We start from the raw sequence: 23,112 nt of genomic DNA on the forward strand, positions 1-23,112 counted from the left end.
TTTCTTTAACTTAACCCAAGTAAATGTTGGCTTAACTGGGTAGCATTAAAATACTTACCCACAAAAAATGGCTTGCGTATGCCAAGTTTTCTGCATAATTGAATCAAGGTATTACGTTTTAACAAATAGCTATCGGTCATTTTTTGTAATAACTGAGGGCGTAAAAACAGTGAAGCATCAGCGCCTGTTTCCAGATCTCTCACCCTTGCCCAACCCCATTCAGGAATGTTTTCATATTCGGCGTCATCCCACAGTACAACTGGCACAACATCGTGAATCGCCATGGCTTGTAATGTGGTTTTTAATGTTTCAATCTCAATATGAAAATCGGAAATCAAAAAAACCAGCGATTTTTTATTGCTTAATTGCGCGGCTAATTGAGGTAAAGCACTGGCAGAAGTCTGTGATTTAAGCGTTGCAGAATGGATTGTTTGATATATCTGTTGCGCTACTCCACGCCTGCTGGATGCTGATTCAGATAAATCCGGCCTCAATGCATCGTCAGCAGTCAATAAACCAAAGGCATCGCCTTGGCGCGCGGATGACCATGCAATTGCACTGGCAATTTCTGCAACCATTTTCCATTTATCCGCATCGCCAGCAAAAGCCATGGATGAAGATGCGTCAATCATGGCGTACACCGTAATCGCGTTACGTTCATAAAATGTGCGCACCATCAGCGTCTTCGGCACCACCATTAAACTTCTGCGTACATCAATCCGCTTTGGGTCTGGATGACTGAGAAAATGGCTAAAACCTCTAAAGTCGGCATTACCGCCTAAGGTCTTGCTGGCATGAGCACCTGGTCGCACACCGTGCGTGCGCCAATTTAGACGATAGTGAAATTCTTGGGGAATAAAATGGCTCAATGGCTAGCTCAACTCAATGATTGAAATAAAAATCTCAAAAGCACTTATGATAAAAACTATCAGGGCGCAGAAATTTTTCCTAACACGCCTTCTATCAATCTTGGCGCAATCTCATCACGTCTCAGTTCGTAAGCTGGTGTGAAAAAGATGCGATGTGCAACGGTATCGTGAAACACAGCACGGATATCATCAGGCGTTAAATAGTCACGCCCTTCAAGCCAGGCGCGACAACGTGCTGCACGCATCAGCATGCCCATTCCCCTTGGACTAGCGCCGCCGGCAATTAAACGGGTAATATCGACGTCTTCAATTTCCAAGCCAATTTCCGTAGGATTGCGTAATGCATTCCATAAATTGAGCGCGTAATCCTGTAAGGGTAACTCTGCACGAATGCTGTTTTGCACCGCTGTTGCTAAACGATTTAACTCGTCATATGCAACAACACTGCTGGGTAAATTTTCAATTAATTCATCGGTATTTTGAAAGCGTAGATTGAACATCAAATCACGCTGTAATTCGCGTTCGTTCGGCGCATTGATACTAATCTCCATAAAGAAACGATCACGTGCAGCAGCCGGCAATTCAAATGTTTCTTCACGCTCCAAGCGATTTCGGTCTGCAAATACTGTTAAGTGTGGAAACGTATATTCTCGGTTAAACGCATTGACACTGCGTTCAGCCATTAATCTGAGTAAGAGTGAATGCGCTTGCGGGCGGGCACGATTGATTTCATTAAAAAAGAATACGGCTAATTTTTCTTCCGATTGCAACAAAGGGCCAGGTGCAACTGCTGGCTGGCCTTGTTCATTGATATAGGCATGGTATAAAAAATCTGAAGGCATTAAATCCACAGCACCTTCAATACGCTGATAAGCACCACCTAATAATCGTGCAGCGGCTCTCAATAGTGTGGTTTTTCCAACCCCAACATCGCCTTCAAGCAAGACATGGCCTCGTGAAAAAATAGCGATCGTCAGCGACCTGACAGCTTGAACTTGACCGATAACGGCCGAATTCAGTAATTGCTCAAAGTGCAACGCTTTTTCACGGCCTGCATTTAAATCAATGTTGTTTTTTTGCGTCATGGAAATCAAAAATCCTAGTGAGTGTGCAAAGCCTCAAAGCTTTCAAACTAAAGCAGCCTGCTAATTCGGTTATCGCTTATTTAAAACAAGAAAGGTCGATGCAAAGAGCACCGACCTTGTCACTACAATGAATTACTCAAGTTCGAAAACAAACTTGCCAGTTGCTTTCGCATTAGCAATGCGTTTTGCGTTACGTGCATCCATTGCCTTGATTGAAGCCTCTTGTTTGCCCACTTCTTTTGGATCATGTTTTGGATCGTATTTAGAACCGGCAATTTTTTCTGGATAGCCAGGTTTAGGCTCCCAGCAGTTGCCTGGCTCTTTACAATTACCACCATCGTATGCAAAAGCAGCGCCAGAAACGCTCATCACACCTGCTGCTGCCAACACTGTTAAAATAGCTTTCATTCAAATCTCCTTATTTATAAACTTGGTTGCTGGTGATACTAAACATCGACTGAACGCTACCAGTGCGCGATTCAGAAGAACTCCCTTTAAACTTTTAGTCTTTTTTTAGCCACTTAGCTTTTTTAGGATCGCCACTGTAGACGCTGCGTATCCAACTCATGATTTGTAGCATTTCGTCCTGTGAAATTAAGCCTTTTTGTGGTCCCATCATGCCTTCAGCGCCGCCATATAATGTTTCAAACAAGCCTTTATCTGTTAGGTTCTTTGGATAAGTCCAATAGTCATCTGCCAAAGCTGGCCCCAACTTACCCTCTGCTAAATGGCCGTGACAACCTGAACAAGCTGTTGCAAAAATGGTGTAACCTCGATTAATGACTTCTTTATCTTCGTTATAAGGGTTGTGACCTGTGACTTTAAATTTCTTTACAGCAGGACTATCAGGCCCTTTACCGTCGTTAAAATCTAAAGTCTCACCAGAAATCGTTCCGCGAAAATCTAATTGAGGACCAGACGCCTCTTCCTCAACCTTATTTGCAGCCACTTTCACTTCTTGATTGCCAGAAGTTTTATCAGCACTTGCCGCGGCTGGTGATTGTGGTGCAGCATTACAACCAGACAAATAACTCATCATTAATAATGCAGCCAGTAATGACGACACATTTGCACTTTTAAAACCTTTAAACATTACGCACCTTCCTTAGTATTAGTCACTGCCATTAGAGGAATGCCTTCCTGTTTTAAAATGGCGTCAATTTCAGCTTTCTTTTCATGAATCACACGATTCAACTCATCTCTTAACGCGTTATCGTCTTTGCGAACACCCATCACGATTTGATAATGCATCGGCACTTTCTGCCCGTTAGATTTCACAGCATCATCATTCACAATTTGCATTTTTAATGGCGTTTTCGATGCGCGCACATAACGTGCTGCTTCTGGCGCCCACAACATGGATGAATGGATATATTTAGTTTCTACGTCTTTTACTAATCTATCCGGGTAAACCTTAACGAATTTATTACGAGTGGATTGGTATTGCTGTAACTCTGCAAAATAATCAAACATGTCATCAAAACGGTTAATTTGCAGCAACATCACTTTGCCTGGACTATCCGGCAAAACGCCAATACGAAAGTTGCGCTCTTTGAGCAAATCATCATTCCAAGAAGAAATATCAATACCGCGATCTTCTCTGGTGATAAACACATAACCCGTTTTGTAATAAGGATCCGTTTTTAACATGCGTGGATCGGTTTCATCTGCGCCTAGTACCACATCACATTTTTTCTTGTCCAAATAATCCCGCACGACATAGCGCGGATCGCTCCAAAAAACAAAGTTAACATTGCGATTCATGGCCTTACCTACAACCTCAGCCAAAGCATTCTCAAATCCTTCTTTATTTTTGTTTGAAAACGGCATCTCATCTTGACCTGCACAGACATTCAGATCTTCTGCTTGTGCCTGAACTGACCCGATGCCAAGCAAACCGAATAAAGCTGCGCTTAATCCCAATTTGCATAATTGATATTTATTACTGTGCATATTTAAATTACTTCCTTTCAAATGAGCTTTAAACTTTCACGGGGTGTTTCCAAATAAACGCTCGTGGCTTTTAATTAAATAGTTCCTAATCAAAACGTCTTAAACAAAATGTCTATTTGCAAAAACCTTGCACTCATATTTTTTGCAGAAACCAGAGCAGCACTTGCTGCCCTGATTATCTGTTTTACTTTTTAGAACTTTGCTGTTTAAACCTTAAATTAAAGGCTGAACACCATTAAACCGCCACCCATGTTTGTGTGGTGTTGAAGTTCTTTAAATGCACCAACAGCACCTAAACCTGCACTTGGGTCAGTCAAGTCAAACACTAGACCAACACCAGGCCAACCACCTACGCCGTACATACTTGCAACGTATTGTTTGCCTTTGAATGCGTATGTCATTGGTGAACCGATACCACCTGAAGGCATTTTGAATTTCCACAACTCATTACCGTTGTTTTTATCCAAAGCTTTGATATGGCCATCTAAAGTGTTGTACCAAACCAAGCCACCTTTGGTGTAAAGCGTACCGCCCCAAGCTGCGAATTTCTCCCATTTGGACCATTTGACTTTACCTGTAACAGTGTCAAATGCGCGGATAGTACCCATTTCTTTCTTAGTTGGTCCGCTTGGGCCAGGATACATCGCGAGTGTTGCACCCACGAAGAATTGACCTGCACGGTATGGCAACATGAACGGCTCCCAGTCCATACAAATGTGGTTTAAACCAGCATATAAAGTACGGCTTTCAGGATCGTATGAGTCAACACCTTGGTTATGGAAACCCATCGCTGATGGACAAATGTTTGTACCTTTATGGTCCATACGTGTTGAGAACTCTGGATCGCGCACTGGTAAACCAGTTTTTAAGTCCACTTTTTTGAACACGTTAACTGCCGGATCAACTTTGTCTGCCAGAATCAGCGCACCAGTGTCACGATTAAGCGTGTACATAATGCCGTTACGGTCAATGTGCGTTAATAGCGGCGTCATTTTGCCTTTAACTGGTTGATCAGTTAGCACCATTTGGTTTACACCAGCAAAATCCCACTCATCATGTGGTGTTTTTTGGTAGCCCCATTTAGCCTCACCTGTATCCACATCACGCGCCCAAATAGTCATTGTCCATTTGTTGTCGCCCGGACGCATTGTTTCATTCCAAGGCGCTGGGTTACCTGAACCGTAGTAGAACAAGTTTAATTTTGGATCATATGCATACCAACCCCAGTTAGTACCGCCGCCGATTTTCCAAGCGTCGCCTTCCCAAGTTTTAGTACCTAAGCCAAATTGGCCGTAGTGAGGATTGTCTTTATTGAAGTCTTTAGCCAGCTTGATTTCATTGTCAGGACCTGTTGCGAACGTACGCCATTTCAATGCACCTGTTTTTAAATCAACCGCATTCACAGCACCACGAACACCTAGCTCGGCACCAGAGCAGCCGATTAATACTGTATCTTTAACAACGTATGGAGCTTGCGTTAATGTCATACCAACTTTAGGATCGCAAAGCTCAACTTTCCAGTTCACGCTACCTGTTTTAGCATCCAAAGCCAGCAAGTGGCCATCTGCTTGTTTCTTGATAATTTGACCAGCGCCATAAGCAACACCACGGTCAACAATATCGCAACACATCACTGCTTTTGTTGAAGCGTCTTGTTTTGGTTTATGTGACCAGACAATTCTGCCAGGATCATTTAAATTAACAGCGTATGTATTGTTAGGAAAGGCAGAGTGAATGTACATCATGTCGCCAATCACCAGTGGTGCGCCTTCATGACCGTGCAAAACACCCGTTGAGAATGACCAAGCCGCTTTTACATTCTTAACGTTGCTTTTATTGATTTGCGTTAATTCACTATTATGTTGACTCGTGTAATTACCTGTTTGTGTCGCCCATTGATTTGGGTCTTGTACTCTTTTATCTAAATCAGCATCAGCATATGCAGTTTGAACAACTGCAACTGCAAGAAGCGCGCCGATTGCTGCACTAACATTGGCGTTAGCCTGTTTGCGTTTCATATCCATAGTCTCCCATTGGTAGGTTAATACTAAAAAGCCACAATCAAGATCAATTTGGCTGAACGCATTCTGCTCTTTCACACTTTGCTGAATAAGATGAATCTTTCCCGTTTTTAGGTGAAAGTTTTCACGGGACATGGGCTTAATATCAATAGGCGTAAATACGCTTGGGAATCTTTCCTCTATTCATGCAGTATCTTTTACTGCAAGATGCCGCGATGAAATTAATTGATTTATTTGGTCGCTTTAGTGCTGTTAAACGTGATGCCTTATTGCTAACGCTCATCATTTTTGTGAGCTATCTATTCATCATGTGGATTGATTTAGCGGAAACATTGACTAGAGAGTTTGCCAAATACGAAAGAATACAACTGGATGAAGTACCATTTTTATTGCTGCTAATGGCAATTGGCTTAGCTTGGTTTACTTACCGCAGAGTACGTGAACGTGACCGTGAAATTGCGCTACGCATGCAGGCAGAAAATAAAATAATGTGTTTACTCACCGAAAATAAAGCGCTTACGCAACACCTTATTAAAGTACAAGAAGCTGAACGCCAGCAGCTCGCCATCGATTTACATGATGATATTGGTCAGTATCTATTAGCCATTCGGCTAGATGCTTCTGCTTTAAATCTATCCATCAACGCTGAACCTAAGTCTACGGTGGTTAACTTACATGCCAGACGCATCTTATCCAATGCGCAGCATATTCAGGAAATGACGCGAACATTGATGCGCCGCTTAAGGCCAGCGCCTACGGATACAAAAGGCTTATTTGATAGCATCCAGCAGTTAACCCAAGAATGGCATCAGCAGCACCCGCATATCATCTTGGAAAGCAGCATTGATCAGCTTTCAGTCGTGTTCTCACAGCAAATGAGCATTACGATATATCGCCTCATTCAAGAAACACTGACGAATATCTCTAAATATGCCAATGCGACCAGCGTGTGGATTAGCCTGTCATTACAGCGTAGCGAAGCCAAACGTTATATCTACTTAGAAATTAAAGATAACGGTCAAGGCTACGCCAGCGATAACGTTCAGGGCATGGGCATGATCGGTATGAGAGAGCGTGTTACTTCATTGATGGGCGAATTCAGCATGACCAGTCACTTGAATCAGGGCGTGACGATGGTTGCCAAAATTCCATTAATGTCGCTTTAGCGTAATTTTAAAGATAAAACCAATGTATCCAGATCAAGAATCCTACAACGCGTCACGGGAAATTAAGCCGCAAACAAAAATGAACAAATCCATATTGATTGTTGATGACCACGTTGTTGTCAGACAGGGATTAAAAAGCCTATTAACTCAATGGGGTTATAAGGTCGTTGCAGAAGCCACTAGCGGCGAAAATGCTATTTCACTTTGGCAGGATCACCAGCCACATTTAATTTTAATGGATTTAGATATGCCTGGCCTTGGCGGACTAGAGGCGATGCAGCGCATCATACTGCGCGATAAAAACGCCAGAATATTGGTTTACAGCATGCATGAAGGCAACGCGTTTGCCATAAGAGCCATTCAAGCTGGGGCTAAAGGCTATGTCGTCAAAACCGATGACGTGAGCATTTTGCTGGAAGCGGTAGACAAAGTGTTGCGTGGCGGCAAATACATTGGTCAAAAACTGGCACAGCATTTGGCCATGGAATTAATTACCGAGCTAGACAATCCGCTTGGCAAGCTGACACCAAGGGAGTTTGAGGTATTCAGACAGCTAGCCAATGGCAATGCACTAGGTTTTATTTCAGATAGCTTAAATATCAGCTACAAAACCGTCGCCAATATTCAAACCCAAGTAAAACAAAAGCTTAATGTAAAAACTACCGCCAACCTGGTGCATTTGGCTATTCAATTAGGTATTACGCAAAACAAATCTTAATGCATCACTTTTATACATTAGTTAACAAATCACTTACCAATTAACAAACCATTTACATAAGGACAGCAATATGAAACATTTCCAACTCACTTTCATCTCGATTGCATTGTTATTCGCCTCAAACCTATTACAAGCTAAGGATGTTTCCCCTAAAACAACCTACAAAGAGATGGATTTCATTCAGCTAGTGAATGGCAAAACGCGGGAAGATGTGGTTAAAATCCTTGGCAATCCGGTTAAAAAAACCACACCGGTAATGCCAACGAACGCGGCACAAATTGTGCAGGAAAATGCGCAAATCGCCACTCCCAGAAAAAAAGACTCTATCGAAATGTGGCATTACAATAATTTGGTTAGCTACAATTCAAAAAACACCTATAAACGTACTGAGTTAACGTTTATTAATAACAAATGCTCAAACATTACTTACATAAACTAGATATATATTAATGAGGGTTAACCAAACAAAACCTCCCAAAAACTCTTTAACAATCATGCTATTTTCTCGTCATTATTTTAGGAAAAAAATGCTATTCGCAATTTTTTATCAGCATTTAATGAGATAAATATCATTGTTTTCTAACTGCAATGAAACCTCTAAACCATATTGTTTACGCGCCCATGCAAACAATATGGTTTTTTTACATATGCATCCATACGTGCCAAATTAGCGAACAAGAATTTACTGGCACAGTAGTTGCTTTAACTCATTAATACTAAATGCACAACAACTAAAGACCCGACGAAAACAATGAATTTTCACGATGATATTTGGCTTATTTTACTCTCGCTCACAGCGAGCGGTTTTGCCATGTATATTACCTTGGGATTCATCAGCCATCTCTACCGCACCACCTCTCGCTATAAAAGCGTTTTATTGGGCGTGTACTCATTCGCCATTGGCTCTGGGTTGTGGGCGATTCTTTTCATCAATCTATTAATATTTCATGACAACCTGTCATTAACAATTTTTTCAGCAGACATGTTGGCGGCGTGGTTCGTCGCTTTAATTATCGGCTTAACTTTATGTTTTGTTACCAGCAAAAAAGTGGTCGTGTTAAGCAATCTCATATTAGGTGGTGCTTTGATTGGCATAGGCAGTTATGCTATGTTTTATTTTGCATTAGCCGGTTTAAATGAAATCAATCATGTTTCCAGCACGGTTGCACTCATCACTTTTGAACCGCTATCACTTTTATTGGCAATCTCGGTAGCATGTATTGCATCGGTGATTTCATTGGCGATAATCGCTTGGATAAAAGATTTCTCAGGCGAAAATAAACCGTTCATCAAGCTGATTTTTTCAGTGATTACCGGCATTACCATTCTGGCGATTCATGCCATATTTAACACCTCAATCATGCTAAAAACGGCACAAGCGGCACAACCATTTGTCTCTACATTTGCTGACAAAACAATGCTGGCACTTGTCATTACTTTAGGCTTGGTGTGCTTATTCTTACTGGCATTCGTTATCGCGCTGTATTACGAAAAATTTGGTGTAAGCAACCTAATGGCCAGGAAAAATAACCCTGATGCAGCGAATACAGGCTTTAAAGATCCGTTAACACAATTACCAAACAGACGTGCGTTTCAACATGAATTGCAAACAGCGGTTAAACGTAGCGCACGTGCCAGCAATACCATTGCACTTGCTTATATCGATTTGGATCACTTTAAACCGATTAACGACAATTTCGGCCATCACGTTGGTGATGCAGTTTTATTTTCTGTCGCACAACGTTTAAATGCCGCAGTCAGAGTTTGTGACTCCGTTGCGCGTATTGGCGGCGATGAGTTTGTGGCTTTAATTGACGAAATCAAATCGGATGCAGATATTATTCCAATTGTAGAACGCATCGTTCAATCCATTAAAGAGCCGTTTTTAATACAAGGGCAACAAATCGATATTTCCTGCTCGGTTGGCATTGCCGTGTATCCGCGTGATGGTGATATCGACAAACTGATGGTTTGTGCCGATGCAGCCATGTACAAAGCCAAAGAAAGTGGCAAAAATCAATTCAGATTCTTTGATTCTGAAATTGAATCTGCATCAGACCAAATGTTAGAGATGCAACGGGATTTACGCCTTGCGATTGAAAACAACGAGTTTAGCCTTGTGTTTCAACCAAAAATACATTGCAAAACACAATCACCGGTGGGCGCGGAAGCATTAATTCGCTGGAATCACCCAACTAAAGGCGTTATTTTACCCATTGACTTTATCCCTGCAGCCGAGCGTTTTGGCCTGATTAACCAGATTAACGACTGGGTAGTGACCGAAGGTTGTCGCGCCATCTATCGTGCGAGAGAGGCAGGAACTAACTTAAATATATCAATCAATCTCGCTCGCCAGCAATTTAGAAACCCTAATTTGGTGGACGAAATATTGCAATTGCGCAAACGTTACAAAATACCAGCCAAAAACTTAATGTTTGAAATCAAAGAAACAACCGCTATCAGGAACGAAGAGCAGTTTAAACAGTTGCTACGTCAGTTTAAGGCGGCCGATATCAAAGTAGCGCTGGATGATTTTGGTTCACATCAATTCAGCTTAAGCTATTTGCAACATCTAAATATTGATGAAATCAAACTGGATAAAGTATTTATCGGACAAATCAACGAAAATAAAACCTCGCGTTCCTTAGTCGATGCGGTGATTCGCCTGGCACATGCCCTGGATTTAAATGTCGTGGCCGAAGGCGTAGAAACCAAAGCACAGCATGATGCGCTGGTTGATTTAAACTGCGATCACATGCAAGGCTATTTATTCTCCGCACCGATTCCCGAAGAAAAACTATTGAAACTATTCCAGCAACTGAGTATCAATTTTAAATCAACGGGTCAATTTTCAGTATCCGATTACCAGACAGAAGCTGCATAAATCAGCATAAGTACGACACAGGTGATTGCTAGATGTTAAAATAAAGCCTAACTTAAAATTAGGCTCTATGAATAAAGTCTTACGAAAAATCACCATCATGAAACTTTACGGCATCCCAAACTGCAACACGGTAAAAAAAGCACGCGACTGGCTTGCTGCACATGATATTGCAGTCGAATTTCACGACTTTAAAAAGTTGGGTGTTTCAGAAACGGACTTAACCAACTGGCTAAAGCAAATACCGCAAGAAAAACTCGTTAACCGTGCTGGCCTTACTTGGCGCGGTTTAGACGAAAAAACAAAAAATAGCATCATTGACGATGCGTCTGCAATTGCATTAATGCAAGCCAAAACCAGCTTAATTAAACGTCCTATATTAGTTAAAAATGATGTTGTATTGTGTACGGGGTTTGACGAAAATCGTTATGCGGAAATTTTCAATACCTCCAATATTGAATCAAAAAATGTTTAATCAAAGTTAATTGAAAGTTTTAAGCCATGAATAAAGCTTTTCCATCCACCACTATCGAACTTGCTATTGATTTGCTCAAACGCCAATCTAATACGCCAGAAGATGCGGGATGTCAGGAAACGATGATTGCGCGTTTAGAACCATTAGGTTTTAAAATCGAACGCATGCGCTTTGGCGACGTGGATAACTTTTACGCGCGACGTGGCACTGCATCGCCTTTGCTAGTGTTTGCAGGTCATACCGATGTCGTGCCCACAGGCCCCATCGACAAATGGCATACGCCGCCTTTTGAACCAACTATTGTCAATGGCATGCTGTGTGCGCGTGGCGCAGCGGACATGAAAACTTCATTAGCTGCATTTATCACCAGCATCGAAGAATTTGTCGCAGAAAACCCAGACCACAAAGGCTCTATCGGCTTACTGATTACGTCTGATGAAGAAGGAATTGCCGTAAACGGTACAATCAAAGTGATTGAAGTATTAAAAAACCGTGGCGAATTGATTGATTATTGTATCGTTGGTGAACCGACCAGCAATAAAGTCGTCGGCGATATGATTAAAAACGGTAGACGTGGTTCATTATCTGGCAATCTCACCGTTAAAGGCGTGCAGGGTCATATTGCTTACCCGCATCTCGTTAAGAATCCCATCCACCTAGTCGCACCTGCGATTAAAGACATGGTAGAAACGGTTTGGGATAACGGTAACGAATATTTCCCGCCGACTTCTTGGCAAATTTCGAATATGAATGGCGGTACGGGTGCCACTAATGTCGTGCCAGGCGAGGTAGAGATTTTATTTAACTTTAGGTTTTGCCCAGAATTAGCCGGTTCTGATGGTGTTAAACATGGCAGTACCGATACTAATTTAAGGCAACGTGTGCATGCTATTTTAGACAATCACAAATTGGATTACGATTTGGAATGGGAATATTCGCCGCCTTACATCACGCCACGTGGCAATTTGGTGGAGGCGATTTCAGAAGCGATCGTCGAAAGTTATGGTGTATCGCCTGAGTTATCCACCACTGGCGGCACATCTGACGGTCGTTTTATCGCCGACATTTGCAAACAAGTGATTGAGTTCGGCCCGCTGAATAAAACCATCCATAAGCTGAATGAATGTGTAGGTGTGGCGGATATTGAGCCACTAAAACAAACGTACAAACTAACACTTGAAAAGTTAATTAAATATTAATTCAATCATAAAACTGATTAAGTAGAAAAATCCAATGACGCATTTTCCAAGATTAACAGAAGAGTTATTTACGATTCGCGACTGGCTACGCTTTACGGTGAGCCAGTTTGAAGAGGCTGAGGTTTTCTTTGGCCATGGCACTGATAACAGCTATGACGAAGCGGTTTGGCTGGTGATGAGCGCGCTACATTTACCACACGATACACTGAATAACTTTTTGGATGCCGTCATTACCGAACAAGAACGCAAACACTTGGCGCATTTAATCGAGCAACGCATCACTAAACGCACACCAACAGCATACTTAGTGCGTGAGGCGTGGCTGCGTGGCTTTAAGTTTTATGTCGATGAGCGGGTTATTGTGCCGCGTAGTTTTATTGCTGAATTGTTAGATTTTAACGAAGAAGGCGAGCATGGCTTGCAGCCGTGGATTGAGCATCCTGAACTCATTAACTCTGCCGCGGACATTTGTACTGGCAGTGGCTGCTTAGGTATTCTGCTGGCCAACGCTTTTCCCGATGCAGCAATCGATGTCGTAGATATTTCAGCTGACGCAATTGCCGTCGCCAATATTAATATCAACAATTACGGCTTAACTGAACAGATTACTGCGATTCAATCGGATATGTTTACAGCATTACAAGGTAAAACTTACGATCTGATTATCAGCAATCCGCCTTATGTGGATGGGCCTAGCATGGCGGCTTTGCCACTTGAATACCAGAATGAACCGCAATTAGCTTTGGGCAGCGGTGCAGATGGCTTGGATCATACGCATACTATTTTGCGTGAAGCGGCTAACTATTTAAATGATGATGGGTTATTAATTGTAGAGATTGGACACAATCGCGATGCATTGCTTGACGCCTATCCAGATATGGATTTTACATGGCTAACAGTGGAATCAGGCAATCAATATGTATTTTTACTGACAAAAGAACAACTACTTCAAATAGCTAGCTAAATTCAAACTAATAGTTAGGTAAAGTTATCGCTTTTTAGGCTTTGCAGCAGGTAAATCGCTGGCTTGGCGAACACGTCTATTAGCAGTATTCCTAGCTGCTGGTTTTTTAGTGTCTGTATTTTTAGCAACCCGTCCGTGCTGTACTGACTTACCGTCCTCACCCACTTCTCGCACAGGCCTATCTAACGCACTCATGCGTTGTTTACGCACTTTCGGCACGAACACAGATGTGGCCTTGTCTTTCTCGCGTTGAGTCAATTGTCTTAAGGGTGCTCTTGGCACTTCTAAGCCAGCCCACTCCAACAACTCCACTACGGTTTTTTGCTCAAGCTTTAGCATCGTGCCGCGCTTAACTCTAGGCGGCAAATTCACAGGTCCGAAACGCACGCGCATTAAGCGGCTAACAGGCAATTGAAATGCTTCAAACAAACGACGTACTTCACGATTCCTGCCTTCACGAATAATCACCTGATACCAATGATTCGCACCTTCACCACCTTGCGCACTGATACTATCAAAGTTCGCAGGGCCATCTTCAAGCTCAATTCCTTGCGTCAGCATGGTCATTTGCTCGTCTGTCAGTTCACCAAAAATTCGCACGGCGTACTCACGTTCCACCTCATAGCGCGGATGCATAAAACGGTTTGCCAACTCGCCAGAATTAGTAAATATCAATAGGCCGCTGGTATTCATATCCAGTCGCCCAATCGCTATCCATTTACCTTGTTTGATTTTCGGCAGCTTATCAAAAACAGTCGCACGCCCTTCCGGATCGTCCTGACTGACGATTTCACCTTCTGGCTTATGGTAAATCAGCACTTGCGGCAGTTCAGCCTCAAACGACAAGCGTACAGGTCGACTATCAATTCGCACTACATCATATTGAGTGACGCCGGCACCCACTTTGGCCGTTTCACCGTTAATGGTCACACGTCCGCTGGCAATCAACTCTTCCATATCGCGGCGTGAACCCAAACCTTGGGTAGCCAATAGTTTATGTAAGCGTTGTGTAGGCTCCGGTGTTGCATTTAGGTCATTTTCTAATTTAGTAAAATTAGTTTTAGGACGACGGATTTGTGCTTGTGGATCGCGTTGTTGCTTGAAAGGACGTGCCATGATGAGCTTACTTTTATTTGCTAAGCCATGATTTTACAGTAGTTATTGCTAAATCCAGCATAAATTAATACGTTAAGAACACTTGTGAACTTATTTTCTAACAGCTAGCCTTCTAATGGCATTTCAGTTTGTGCAAAATCCTCGAATGGCGGCAATTCGCTCAAAGAGCGTAAATTCAAGTCATCTAAAAAGTGCTTGGTAGTTGCATATAACGAAGGCCTGCCAGGCACTTCACGCTGCCCTACTATATCGATCCAATCACGTTCCTGTAGTTGTCGCATCACATTCGGGTTAACCGCTACACCGCGAATTTGCTCAATGTCACCACGCGTGACAGGCTGTTTATAGGCAATAATGGCTAGTGTTTCCATGACAGCACGTGAATATTTTGGTTGTTTTTCAGGGTTAAGTCGCGCGATAAATTCGCTATATTGTGGCTTGGCTTGAAAGCGATAGCCCGTAGCTACTTGTACTAATTCTAGCGTTTTGGCTGTATTATCTTGTGCCCAGTCTTGCTTTAGCTCATCCAGCAGCATACGCAAAGTAGTGCGTTCCATACGGCCCGCAAACAGTTTCAGCAAGTCATCAAGACTTAAAGGCTGACCAGCGGTTAACAGCGCAGCTTCCAGCACTTGCTTCATTTCGATGATGTTTTCAGGTTCTTTCATATGGATGCCAAAACTATTCCATTGAACCATTTGCTTGTAAATAAATGGGGGAAAATGCTTGCTGCTGTGTGATGCGAATCAAACCTTCTTTTGCCAACTCTAAAATCGCCAAAAAATGCACAACCAATTTGGCTAACCCCTCAGTCACCACATCAAATAAAGCTGAAAACTCCACCATGCCATCAGCCTTCAAACGCCGTAGAATCTGGCTCATATGCTCACGTACTGACAATTCCGCTTTACCGATTTTATGATGCGTGGTCAGTTTGGCACGCTTGAGTACATTGCGCCATGCTTCTATCAGCTCATCTAAACTCACTTCCGGCTGTTTAATATCGGCGACATGCTGATAATAAGCCGATGCAACGCTAATATCCACGCCCACTTGCGGTATCGCATCCAAACGCTGAGCCGCTAATTTAATCGCTTCATACTCCATTAATCGCCGGACTAGCTCGGCACGCGGGTCGTCTTCCTCAACAATCTCTGCAGGTTTTGGCAATAACATACGCGATTTAATCTCGATTAACATCGCGGACATCAGCAAATAATCCGCCGCCAACTCCAGCTTAATTGCCTTCATTTTTTCCACATACACCATGTATTGCGCGGTCAATTGCGCCATGGGAATATCCAGAATATCCAGATTATGCTTGCGGATAAGGTAAAGCAATAGATCCAGCGGACCTTCAAAGGCCTCCAAATAAACTTCCAGCGCATCAGGCGGGATATATAAATCCTGCGGTAACTCAGCTAAGGTTTCACCGTGAACACGTATGCTTAAAGTGAGTTGCGTTTGCATTGGCTTTAATGCCCGACAGATTTTGAGAACAGATTGATCACAATAACACCTGAAATAATCATACTCATACCAATCATAGACGGCAAATCCAGTGTCTGTTTATACACCAGCCAACCGATAACAGAAACCAGTACGATGCCCATGCCAGACCAGATTGCATACATAATGCCGACCGGTAACACACGCATACTGATTGCCATAAAATAAAATGCCGTACCGTAACCGACAATCACAATCAACGATGGCACTAGTCGCGTGAATTCATTTGAAGCTTTCAAAGCGGTGGTGGCAATAACTTCACCGCATATTGCAATTGCTAAAGCTATCCAATGATTCACAATAAACATCTTTCAAAAATTTTGTTACGAAAAACCTGGTCAATATTGACGTAGTATTAGCCGTAATTCAAACCCATCGCATCACGCACATCGCGCATGGTTTCTCTTGCCAGTTTACGTGCTTTTTCACAACCTTCAGCCACAATACTTTTAACTAAAGTCGGGTCTTCAGCATAAAGGGCTGCACGTTCTTGAATCGGTTGCAGTTCTTTCAGCACGCCTTCTATCACTGGACCTTTACATTCTATGCAACCGATAGCCGCGGTTTTGCAGCCATTCTGTACCCAATCTTGAGTGGATTTATCTGAGTAGATTTCATGTAATTGCCATACAGGACATTTGGCTGGATCACCTGGATCGGTGCGGCGAATACGCGCTGGGTCTGTCGGCATGGTTTTGATTTTTTTGGCAATTGTATCTTTATCTTCGCGCAATGAAATCGTATTGTTATACGATTTAGACATTTTCTGGCCATCCAAACCCGGCATTTTGGATGCTGGCGTGAGCTTGTAATCAGGCTCTACCAGAATCATTTTACCGCCACCCTCTAAATAGCCAAGCAAGCGCTCTTTGTCGCCCATGCTCATGCCTTGCTGCTCTTCAATCAATGCCCGCGCAGCCTCCAAGGCCTCTTCATCGCCAGCTTGTTGGTACGCATTACGCATTTCTTCATACAGCGCGCCTTTTTTGCTGCCTAATTTTTTGATGGCCGCTTTGGCTTTTTCTTCAAAACCAGCTTCTTTGCCATAAATATGGTTAAAGCGGCGGGCGATTTCGCGGGTGAACTCAATGTGCGGAATCTGGTCTTCGCCCACTGGAACCTGAGTCGCTTTGTAAATAAGGATATCTGCGCTTTGCAATAATGGATAACCCAGAAAACCATAAGTCGACAAGTCTTTGCTGGATAATTTTTCTTGCTGGTCTTTATAAGTTGGCACGCGTTCTAACCAACTTAACGGTGTAATCATGCTCAAAAGCGTGTGCAATTCGGCATGTTCTGGCACGCGCGATTGAATGAAAATAGTCGCACTTGCTGGATCAACGCCTGCTGCCAGCCAGTCAATCACCATTTCCCAAACTGATTCTTCAATGATTTCCGGGGTATCGTAATGAGTCGTTAATGCGTGCCAATCGGCCACAAAAAATAGGCATTCATGCTCATGTTGCAGCTTAATCCAGTTTTTAAGCACACCATTGTAATGCCCTAAATGTAAGTTGCCTGTAGGGCGCATGCCCGATAAAACGCGTTCTAACGCCATATTTAACCTTGTTAATTACCTATAAATTAAATCTAAAAAAATATCGTTGAAATAAGCTGCAATGTGATCATCACAAACGGCCACATAATTTTATCAAGAATGTGCGTTACCAATAAAACAATTAGAATAATAAAACCGTAGCGCTCTATTTGCGCATATTTCACCGCTAAATGATTCGGTAATAAACTCACCGCGATACGGCCGCCATCTAAAGGCGGTATGGGCAGCAAGTTAAGCACCATTAAAATGGTGTTGACTAATATGCCTGCCGCGCCCATTAAAGCAAATGGCAAAGCTGCGTATTCAGGTAAAAAATGTGCGAATTGAATCGCTATCGCCCATAAAAACGCCATCGCTAAATTAGCGCCCGGACCAGCAGCGGCTACCCACAACATATCGCGTTTGGGATTGCGTAATTTCATAAAGTTAACAGGCACGGGTTTTGCCCAGCCAAAAAAAATGCCGCCGACCAACATGGTAATACTCGGCACAATAACTGTCCCTACCAAATCAATATGCCGCACGGGATTTAGGGTAATGCGGCCTAAATGGTGCGCCGTCATATCGCCATAATACCGCGCAACATAACCATGTGCGGCTTCATGCACGGTGATAGCCAAAATCATGGGAATGGCAGTAACCGCAATACGCTGTATGGTAGTAAGTGCTTGCAATTCGTTTAAAAGATTAAAAAAATCCATATTACTTTCTGAACAATATCGTGTTGCTAAATATTAAAAACTTACAATCCAAACGGCGCCGCATCTGCCACGCCTTGGCGAATCAGCGCGGGTTCAGCCGCTGTTAAATCGATAACCGTAGTCAAACCTGCAAAACTAACAGCAGAATCAATCACTAAATCCACTTGGCTTTCCAAACGGTCACGAATCTCCCATGCCTCATTCAGCGGTCCATCATCATTTGGCAGTTGCAATGTCATGCTTAGCATGGGTTGCGCTAGTTCATCTAACAAAGCCTGCACAACTAAATGATTGGGTACGCGGATACCCACGGCGCTGCGTTTCGCATGCTGCAAACGGCGAGGTACTTCTCTAGTAGCTTTCAGTACAAAGGTATAGGCCGCAGGGGTATTGGCTTTTAGCAGCCTAAATTGACTGTTATCCACTTGCGCATACACACTTAATTCGCTTAGATTACGGCAAATCAAGGTAAACAAATGGTCATCACCCAAACTGCGAATTTGGCGAATTCTATCCTGCGCGTCTTTGAAACCCATCATGCAGCCCAACGCGTAGCTGGAATCTGTCGGATAAGCAATCACGCCGCCATCGCGCAAGATTTCAACAGCCTGCTTAATCAGGCGTGGCTGTGGATTATTAGCATTAATGACAAAGAATTGCGCCATAATTTAGTGAGTTAAGCGGGATATATTAGGAGTTAAAAAAGAAATCTGAAGCAGTTAACTTAATTACTTTACATTTAAATATTGCGCTTCTGACCAATCTGCCCAAACAGGGTCGCAGCCTACTGGCAAATCGGGCATACAACCCATCGCCATATAAGATAAACCAGGGCCGTGATAATCTGAACCTAATGAAGCTTTTAAACTAAAGCGATGCGCGATTTTGGCAAATTGCTGATATTGCGGTGGATTATGGCTGCCAGTCACCACCTCAATCGCTGCGCCGCCATAGCTTCTAAATTCGTGCATCAGCAGCAGCATATTAATTGTACCCAGATCATAACGTCCCGGATGCGCAATCACCGCTTGTCCGCCCGCATTGGTAATTAAGCTGACAGCAGACTCAAGACTCATCCATTGATGTTCAACAAAACCGGGCTTGCCTTTGACCAGGAATTTTTTAAACACCGTCTTAACGTCTTTGGCATGTCCATTTTTAACCAAAAACTGTGCAAAATGGCTACGCGTCATAATGCTTTGTTTGGAAATCTCTTTTGCACCTTCATAAGCACCGGCAATGCCTGCCTTTGCCAAACCTTCCGCCATTTGTTTGGCGCGTTCATCGCGCCCAATGCGCACGTTTGCCAAAGCACTTTTCAAAGCGTCATTTTCTGCATCGAACTTTAAACCCACGATATGCAAAGTGCGTCTTTTCCAGGTAACCGAAATTTCAACACCATTCACAAAATGAATTCCGTGCTGATTGGCCGCATCGCGTGCAATAGCCAAACCAGTAATATCATCGTGATCAGTCAGCGCCAACACTTTAATGCCACTTTTAGCAGCGTGCGCCACCAAATCCTGTGGCGCCAACAATCCATCTGAAATGGTGGAGTGGCAATGTAAGTCTATCTGTGCAGCCATATAATGATATTCAGCGATCTAATGTTTTGCAAACAAGTCTAAATCATAGCAAAATACAACCTTTACAGATAGTTAAGCTTTAATTTAAGCGACTCTATCCGAGCGAAACAACCCAAAACATCCGAAAGAACGCATGAAATTTTTATTTGATTTATTCCCAGTGATCTTATTTTTTATCGGCTTTAAGCTATACGATATTTTTGTCGCTACGGCTATCGCGATTGGCGCCACCATTGCGCTGATTATTTACGCCAAGATTCGCCACGGAGTCGTGGAAAAAATGTTACTGGTCAATGGCGCAATCATCAGCGTGCTGGGTGGTGTTACATTATTGCTGCACGATAAAACTTATATCATGTGGAAACCAACCGTACTGTATTGGCTGTTGGCGGCTGTTTTGTTGATTGCCAATGTGTTTTTTAAGAAAAACTTTATTCAGCAGATGATGGGTAAAGTGCTGAATGCGCCTAAAGCCATCTGGGATAAACTCAATATGGCCTGGGTATTATTTTTAGTGATATTGGGCTTTGTGAATCTTTACGTCGCATTTAATTTTTCTGAAAGCGCATGGGTTAACTTTAAATTATTTGGTGTAACCAGCATCATGTTTATTTTTATCATCGCGCAAACATTGCTACTGAAACAATACTTAATTGAACCCGTTGAAAATAAAGAAGAGAAGTAAATGCTGTACGCGATTATTGCTGAAGACACACCCGATAGTTTGGAAAAACGCATGGCAAATCGCCCAGCGCATCTAGCCAGATTAACCGAATTACAGAACCAAGGCAGATTATTGCTAGCCGGCCCAATGCCTGCAATCGACAGTATAGATCCTGGCCCAGCCGGATTTACTGGTAGTTTGATCGTGGCAGAGTTTAGTGATTTAGATGCAGCAAAAGCTTGGGCAAATGCTGATCCATTTGTCGGCGCAGGTGTGTATGCCGACGTTGCTGTGAAACCTTTTAGAAAAACGCTGCCCTAAGCTTAAATAGAATCGAACCCATTCATATGAACTTAACCGAAACCATTCAAACCAGACTTGCCCAACTTAACCCAATTAGCATAGAGTTAAAAGATGATAGCGCCCTGCATGCAGGACATGCTGGCAATACGGGTGGCGGTCATTTCAGCCTAAAAATAGTAAGCTCGCAATTTTCACAAAAATCGCAGATAATGCGACATCGTTTAATTTATCAAGCACTTACAGATTTAATGCCAGGAAAAATTCACGCCATAAGCATACTTGCAATTTCTCCTGACGACCCCAATTAATTTTTTGACACTCTTGAAAACAACACCAAATTACTCTTTAAAACAAAATACTTCATTTATTAAAATAAAAGGATTTTTATGAAAATCACCCAAATTTTCGTTGCAGTTGCAGCACTTTCAGCACTGTCAATCACCCCTGCTGCTTACGCTGCCGACTCTGTTGCCACAGTAAACGGCAAACCCATTAAGCAAACCTGGGTTGATTACATCATGAAAGATGCACAAACACGCGGCCAAAAACCTAGTGATGCGATGAAAAATGCCATCATTAACGAATTAGTCGGTTCAGAACTCGCATACCAAGAAGCGCAAAAACAAGGCATTGATAAATTGCCAGACTACAAAATCAACGAAGAGCTGACGCAACGTAAATTACTGGTGAATATTTTCTTGGCCGATTATATGAAGAAAAATCCAGTAACAGAAGCAGATACCAAAGCAGCTTACGAACAATACAAAAAAGAGTTGGGTGACAAAGAATACAATGCACGTCACATTTTGGTAAAAACAGAAGCCGAAGCAAATGACATTTTGGCGCAAATTAAAAAAGGCAGCGACTTTGCTAAATTGGCAAAAGAAAAATCAATGGACCCAGGTTCTAAAGAAAAAGGTGGCGATTTAGGCTGGTTCTCACCAGCTGGCATGGTTAAACCATTTAGCGATGCTGTCGCTACGCTTAAAAAAGGTGAAGTATCTCCTGCGCCAGTGCAAACGCAATTTGGCTGGCATGTGATTAAAATGATTGATACACGTGCAACCCAAGTACCCGCTTATGACAAAGTAAAAGAAGGTTTAGAGCGTACTTTGCAACAACGTAAATTAGAAAAAATGATGTTGGATTTAAAAGCTAAAGCTAAAATCGATGTTCCTGGGGTAACAGGTGCAACTGGCGCAACGAAATAAGCTTAGCAATTTATAAACAATCGCCAACAAATCAATAACAAAAAAGCCTGCAATTGCAGGCTTTTTTGTTATTCCTATTTTATATATTACGGCTCAATAGGCCTTCATAAAGCGCAATAGTTTAATCTGAAAAAATATGCGACAATTAAGAACCATTATCATTTAGATCTTACTAACCCCTAAGTTTTACTCAATATTAACTGCTTAATTTAACAGGAACTGCCATGTTTGAAACCCTTATGATTACGTTTAGAGAAGGCTTAGAAGCCTTTCTCATTATTGCAATCACGCTTGCCTATCTCACTAAAACAGGCGGCGAAAAACTCATTCCATCTGTACGCAGCGCTTGCTATGTAGCGGTAATCGCGTGCGTCATTCTGGGTATTGTATTGGCTAGAATCGGCGGACTTACCCCATTCTGGGAAGGCACATTAGCATTAACTGCTGCCGTTTTAGTCATTAGCTGCACAGTACATATGCTAAAAATGGGCAAACACATGAAGCGCGAAATTACTGGCGCAATCGATAAGGCCGTAGCCAACCCTGGTAATGGTGCAAAAGTAGCGATATTTGCATTTGTATTGCTGATGATCGGCCGCGAAGGCTTGGAAGCCGCAACCATGATTGCTTCTTTAGCACAAAGCAATGACAGCACTAACTTAGTAGTTGGTGGCATGTTAGGTTTAATCGTAGCGGGCAGTGTTGCTTGGGCATGGAGCAAATATGGCCATCGCATCAATTTAGGATTGTTTTTCCAAGTAACCGCTGTGTTTATGGTGATATTCTCAATCCAATTACTCATTTATGCTTTCCACGAACTCACTGAGTCTGTAGAGGTGTACAACCTGGGCATTATTGATAACGCCTACTGGCACGCAGCTACTGAAGCTTATGGCCCCGAAGGTCGCATCGGCGCCTGGATTTCTTATAGCTTGGTTTTAGTGCCACTGGGGTTTTTAGCATATAGCTTTTTAACCAGCAAAAATCCAGCAAAATTGGCTAATAGTAATTAATCGCCACTTGTTCAAATTTTTGAATCCACGTTTATAAGCTTAATTTTAAAAAAATTAAGCTTATAAACACCGTACCGTAGCAAAACTCTGCTGGGCAGGCAGGCAGAAATTTAAAGTATT

The 23,112-nt window shown here is 42.6% G+C and carries 26 protein-coding genes; 12 read left to right on the forward strand and 14 right to left on the reverse strand.

Annotated features, from left to right (window positions below; genetic code table 11):
- Nucleotides 1-5 precede the first annotated feature (5 nt).
- The 6 genes from K370_RS04390 to K370_RS04415 form a co-directional block, all read right to left on the reverse strand.
- Nucleotides 6-812, reverse strand: coding sequence for a DUF58 domain-containing protein (locus K370_RS04390; protein WP_235272691.1), 807 nt, complete (start codon nucleotides 810-812; stop codon nucleotides 6-8).
- A gap of 116 nt (nucleotides 813-928) precedes the next feature.
- Nucleotides 929-1,954, reverse strand: coding sequence for an AAA family ATPase (locus K370_RS04395; protein ID WP_047539191.1), 1,026 nt, complete (start codon nucleotides 1,952-1,954; stop codon nucleotides 929-931).
- A gap of 132 nt (nucleotides 1,955-2,086) precedes the next feature.
- Nucleotides 2,087-2,362 (reverse strand): methanol dehydrogenase, encoded by a 276-nt coding sequence (locus K370_RS04400; protein WP_047539194.1) that lies wholly within the window; start codon nucleotides 2,360-2,362, stop codon nucleotides 2,087-2,089.
- A gap of 94 nt (nucleotides 2,363-2,456) precedes the next feature.
- Nucleotides 2,457-3,047: a cytochrome c(L), periplasmic gene (gene moxG / locus K370_RS04405; RefSeq protein ID WP_047539197.1), complete on the reverse strand. Its 591-nt coding sequence runs from the start codon at nucleotides 3,045-3,047 to the stop codon at nucleotides 2,457-2,459.
- Nucleotides 3,047-3,907, reverse strand: a complete 861-nt coding sequence (gene moxJ, locus K370_RS04410; protein WP_047539200.1) for a methanol oxidation system protein MoxJ — start codon at nucleotides 3,905-3,907, stop codon at nucleotides 3,047-3,049. Before moxJ ends, moxG begins: the two co-directional genes overlap by 1 nt.
- 218 nt (nucleotides 3,908-4,125) lie before the next feature.
- Entirely contained in the window at nucleotides 4,126-5,931 is a 1,806-nt protein-coding gene (locus K370_RS04415; protein WP_047541627.1) for a methanol/ethanol family PQQ-dependent dehydrogenase, read from the reverse strand.
- 182 nt (nucleotides 5,932-6,113) lie between these two features.
- Here K370_RS04415 and K370_RS04420 point away from each other — a divergent pair, with 182 nt between their 5' ends.
- The 7 genes from K370_RS04420 (at nucleotide 6,114) to prmB (ending at nucleotide 13,331) form a co-directional block, all read left to right on the forward strand.
- Nucleotides 6,114-7,094: a sensor histidine kinase gene (locus tag K370_RS04420; RefSeq protein WP_235272692.1), complete on the forward strand. Its 981-nt coding sequence runs from the start codon at nucleotides 6,114-6,116 to the stop codon at nucleotides 7,092-7,094.
- A 22-nt stretch (nucleotides 7,095-7,116) separates the two neighbouring features.
- A complete protein-coding gene (locus K370_RS04425; protein WP_052185177.1) occupies nucleotides 7,117-7,812 on the forward strand; it encodes a response regulator transcription factor in 696 nt (231 codons plus the stop codon).
- A 70-nt stretch (nucleotides 7,813-7,882) separates the two neighbouring features.
- Nucleotides 7,883-8,251: a hypothetical protein gene (locus tag K370_RS04430; protein ID WP_047539203.1), complete on the forward strand. Its 369-nt coding sequence runs from the start codon at nucleotides 7,883-7,885 to the stop codon at nucleotides 8,249-8,251.
- 312 nt (nucleotides 8,252-8,563) lie between these two features.
- A complete protein-coding gene (locus K370_RS04435) occupies nucleotides 8,564-10,696 on the forward strand; it encodes a GGDEF domain-containing phosphodiesterase (RefSeq protein WP_047539205.1) in 2,133 nt (710 codons plus the stop codon).
- Between the two features lie 97 nt (nucleotides 10,697-10,793).
- Nucleotides 10,794-11,168 (forward strand): arsenate reductase, encoded by a 375-nt coding sequence (locus K370_RS04440; RefSeq protein ID WP_047541633.1) that lies wholly within the window; start codon nucleotides 10,794-10,796, stop codon nucleotides 11,166-11,168.
- Between the two features lie 26 nt (nucleotides 11,169-11,194).
- Nucleotides 11,195-12,367, forward strand: coding sequence for a succinyl-diaminopimelate desuccinylase (dapE, locus tag K370_RS04445; protein WP_047539207.1), 1,173 nt, complete (start codon nucleotides 11,195-11,197; stop codon nucleotides 12,365-12,367).
- A gap of 34 nt (nucleotides 12,368-12,401) precedes the next feature.
- A complete protein-coding gene (gene prmB, locus K370_RS04450) occupies nucleotides 12,402-13,331 on the forward strand; it encodes a 50S ribosomal protein L3 N(5)-glutamine methyltransferase (RefSeq protein WP_047539214.1) in 930 nt (309 codons plus the stop codon).
- Between the two features lie 24 nt (nucleotides 13,332-13,355).
- On the opposite strand, the gene K370_RS04455 is transcribed toward prmB, so the two are convergent.
- From K370_RS04455 to K370_RS04490, 8 genes are all read right to left on the reverse strand, one after another.
- The gene (locus K370_RS04455) at nucleotides 13,356-14,447 is read right to left on the reverse strand and encodes a pseudouridine synthase (RefSeq protein ID WP_047539217.1); all 1,092 of its coding nucleotides are present in this window, start codon (nucleotides 14,445-14,447) and stop codon (nucleotides 13,356-13,358) included.
- 104 nt (nucleotides 14,448-14,551) lie between these two features.
- The gene (scpB, locus tag K370_RS04460) at nucleotides 14,552-15,115 is read right to left on the reverse strand and encodes an SMC-Scp complex subunit ScpB (RefSeq protein ID WP_047541635.1); all 564 of its coding nucleotides are present in this window, start codon (nucleotides 15,113-15,115) and stop codon (nucleotides 14,552-14,554) included.
- 13 nt (nucleotides 15,116-15,128) lie between these two features.
- The gene (locus tag K370_RS04465; protein WP_047539220.1) at nucleotides 15,129-15,917 is read right to left on the reverse strand and encodes a segregation and condensation protein A; all 789 of its coding nucleotides are present in this window, start codon (nucleotides 15,915-15,917) and stop codon (nucleotides 15,129-15,131) included.
- Nucleotides 15,918-15,922: 5 nt separating this feature from the next.
- Nucleotides 15,923-16,255 (reverse strand): DMT family transporter, encoded by a 333-nt coding sequence (locus tag K370_RS04470; RefSeq protein WP_047541636.1) that lies wholly within the window; start codon nucleotides 16,253-16,255, stop codon nucleotides 15,923-15,925.
- Between the two features lie 56 nt (nucleotides 16,256-16,311).
- Complete coding sequence (locus K370_RS04475; RefSeq protein WP_047539224.1) at nucleotides 16,312-17,514, reverse strand: tryptophan--tRNA ligase; 1,203 nt, start codon at nucleotides 17,512-17,514, stop codon at nucleotides 16,312-16,314.
- 32 nt (nucleotides 17,515-17,546) lie between these two features.
- Nucleotides 17,547-18,215, reverse strand: a complete 669-nt coding sequence (locus tag K370_RS04480; protein WP_047539227.1) for a site-2 protease family protein — start codon at nucleotides 18,213-18,215, stop codon at nucleotides 17,547-17,549.
- 41 nt (nucleotides 18,216-18,256) lie between these two features.
- Complete coding sequence (locus K370_RS04485; protein ID WP_047539230.1) at nucleotides 18,257-18,880, reverse strand: L-threonylcarbamoyladenylate synthase; 624 nt, start codon at nucleotides 18,878-18,880, stop codon at nucleotides 18,257-18,259.
- A gap of 63 nt (nucleotides 18,881-18,943) precedes the next feature.
- Nucleotides 18,944-19,801 (reverse strand): 3',5'-nucleoside bisphosphate phosphatase, encoded by an 858-nt coding sequence (locus K370_RS04490; protein WP_047539232.1) that lies wholly within the window; start codon nucleotides 19,799-19,801, stop codon nucleotides 18,944-18,946.
- Between the two features lie 133 nt (nucleotides 19,802-19,934).
- Between K370_RS04490 and K370_RS04495 the strand changes: the two genes are divergently transcribed.
- From K370_RS04495 to K370_RS04515, 5 genes are all read left to right on the forward strand, one after another.
- Nucleotides 19,935-20,486, forward strand: a complete 552-nt coding sequence (locus K370_RS04495; RefSeq protein ID WP_047539235.1) for a septation protein A — start codon at nucleotides 19,935-19,937, stop codon at nucleotides 20,484-20,486.
- The gene (locus K370_RS04500) at nucleotides 20,487-20,786 is read left to right on the forward strand and encodes a YciI family protein (RefSeq protein WP_047539238.1); all 300 of its coding nucleotides are present in this window, start codon (nucleotides 20,487-20,489) and stop codon (nucleotides 20,784-20,786) included. It abuts the gene before it with no gap.
- 26 nt (nucleotides 20,787-20,812) lie between these two features.
- Nucleotides 20,813-21,076, forward strand: coding sequence for a BolA family protein (locus K370_RS04505; RefSeq protein WP_047539241.1), 264 nt, complete (start codon nucleotides 20,813-20,815; stop codon nucleotides 21,074-21,076).
- 78 nt (nucleotides 21,077-21,154) lie between these two features.
- Nucleotides 21,155-21,979 (forward strand): peptidylprolyl isomerase, encoded by an 825-nt coding sequence (locus tag K370_RS04510; protein ID WP_047539245.1) that lies wholly within the window; start codon nucleotides 21,155-21,157, stop codon nucleotides 21,977-21,979.
- A 224-nt stretch (nucleotides 21,980-22,203) separates the two neighbouring features.
- The gene (locus tag K370_RS04515) at nucleotides 22,204-22,992 is read left to right on the forward strand and encodes an FTR1 family iron permease (protein WP_047539247.1); all 789 of its coding nucleotides are present in this window, start codon (nucleotides 22,204-22,206) and stop codon (nucleotides 22,990-22,992) included.
- Nucleotides 22,993-23,112: the final 120 nt, after the last annotated feature.

It is taken from the genome of Methylotenera versatilis 7, assembly GCF_000799165.1.
GTDB lineage: Bacteria > Pseudomonadota > Gammaproteobacteria > Burkholderiales > Methylophilaceae > Methylotenera_A > Methylotenera_A versatilis_A.

Excerpts from the sequence above, each read along its gene's own strand:
- scpB (WP_047541635.1), bottom strand. The coding sequence starts at position 15,115 with ATGAAAGAACCTGAAAACATCATCGAAATGAAGCAAGTGCTGGAAGCT.
- moxG (WP_047539197.1), bottom strand. The coding sequence starts at position 3,047 with ATGTTTAAAGGTTTTAAAAGTGCAAATGTGTCGTCATTACTGGCTGCA.
- K370_RS04505 (WP_047539241.1), top strand. The coding sequence starts at position 20,813 with ATGAACTTAACCGAAACCATTCAAACCAGACTTGCCCAACTTAACCCA.
- K370_RS04415 (WP_047541627.1), bottom strand. The coding sequence starts at position 5,931 with ATGGATATGAAACGCAAACAGGCTAACGCCAATGTTAGTGCAGCAATC.
- dapE (WP_047539207.1), top strand. The coding sequence starts at position 11,195 with ATGAATAAAGCTTTTCCATCCACCACTATCGAACTTGCTATTGATTTG.
- K370_RS04500 (WP_047539238.1), top strand. The coding sequence starts at position 20,487 with ATGCTGTACGCGATTATTGCTGAAGACACACCCGATAGTTTGGAAAAA.
- K370_RS04485 (WP_047539230.1), bottom strand. The coding sequence starts at position 18,880 with ATGGCGCAATTCTTTGTCATTAATGCTAATAATCCACAGCCACGCCTG.
- moxJ (WP_047539200.1), bottom strand. The coding sequence starts at position 3,907 with ATGCACAGTAATAAATATCAATTATGCAAATTGGGATTAAGCGCAGCT.
- K370_RS04480 (WP_047539227.1), bottom strand. The coding sequence starts at position 18,215 with ATGGATTTTTTTAATCTTTTAAACGAATTGCAAGCACTTACTACCATA.
- K370_RS04440 (WP_047541633.1), top strand. The coding sequence starts at position 10,794 with ATGAAACTTTACGGCATCCCAAACTGCAACACGGTAAAAAAAGCACGC.
- K370_RS04430 (WP_047539203.1), top strand. The coding sequence starts at position 7,883 with ATGAAACATTTCCAACTCACTTTCATCTCGATTGCATTGTTATTCGCC.
- K370_RS04495 (WP_047539235.1), top strand. The coding sequence starts at position 19,935 with ATGAAATTTTTATTTGATTTATTCCCAGTGATCTTATTTTTTATCGGC.
- prmB (WP_047539214.1), top strand. The coding sequence starts at position 12,402 with ATGACGCATTTTCCAAGATTAACAGAAGAGTTATTTACGATTCGCGAC.
- K370_RS04420 (WP_235272692.1), top strand. The coding sequence starts at position 6,114 with ATGCAGTATCTTTTACTGCAAGATGCCGCGATGAAATTAATTGATTTA.
- K370_RS04465 (WP_047539220.1), bottom strand. The coding sequence starts at position 15,917 with ATGCAAACGCAACTCACTTTAAGCATACGTGTTCACGGTGAAACCTTA.
- K370_RS04515 (WP_047539247.1), top strand. The coding sequence starts at position 22,204 with ATGTTTGAAACCCTTATGATTACGTTTAGAGAAGGCTTAGAAGCCTTT.
- K370_RS04400 (WP_047539194.1), bottom strand. The coding sequence starts at position 2,362 with ATGAAAGCTATTTTAACAGTGTTGGCAGCAGCAGGTGTGATGAGCGTT.
- K370_RS04510 (WP_047539245.1), top strand. The coding sequence starts at position 21,155 with ATGAAAATCACCCAAATTTTCGTTGCAGTTGCAGCACTTTCAGCACTG.
- K370_RS04490 (WP_047539232.1), bottom strand. The coding sequence starts at position 19,801 with ATGGCTGCACAGATAGACTTACATTGCCACTCCACCATTTCAGATGGA.
- K370_RS04395 (WP_047539191.1), bottom strand. The coding sequence starts at position 1,954 with ATGACGCAAAAAAACAACATTGATTTAAATGCAGGCCGTGAAAAAGCG.
- K370_RS04475 (WP_047539224.1), bottom strand. The coding sequence starts at position 17,514 with ATGGCGTTAGAACGCGTTTTATCGGGCATGCGCCCTACAGGCAACTTA.
- K370_RS04425 (WP_052185177.1), top strand. The coding sequence starts at position 7,117 with ATGTATCCAGATCAAGAATCCTACAACGCGTCACGGGAAATTAAGCCG.
- K370_RS04435 (WP_047539205.1), top strand. The coding sequence starts at position 8,564 with ATGAATTTTCACGATGATATTTGGCTTATTTTACTCTCGCTCACAGCG.
- K370_RS04455 (WP_047539217.1), bottom strand. The coding sequence starts at position 14,447 with ATGGCACGTCCTTTCAAGCAACAACGCGATCCACAAGCACAAATCCGT.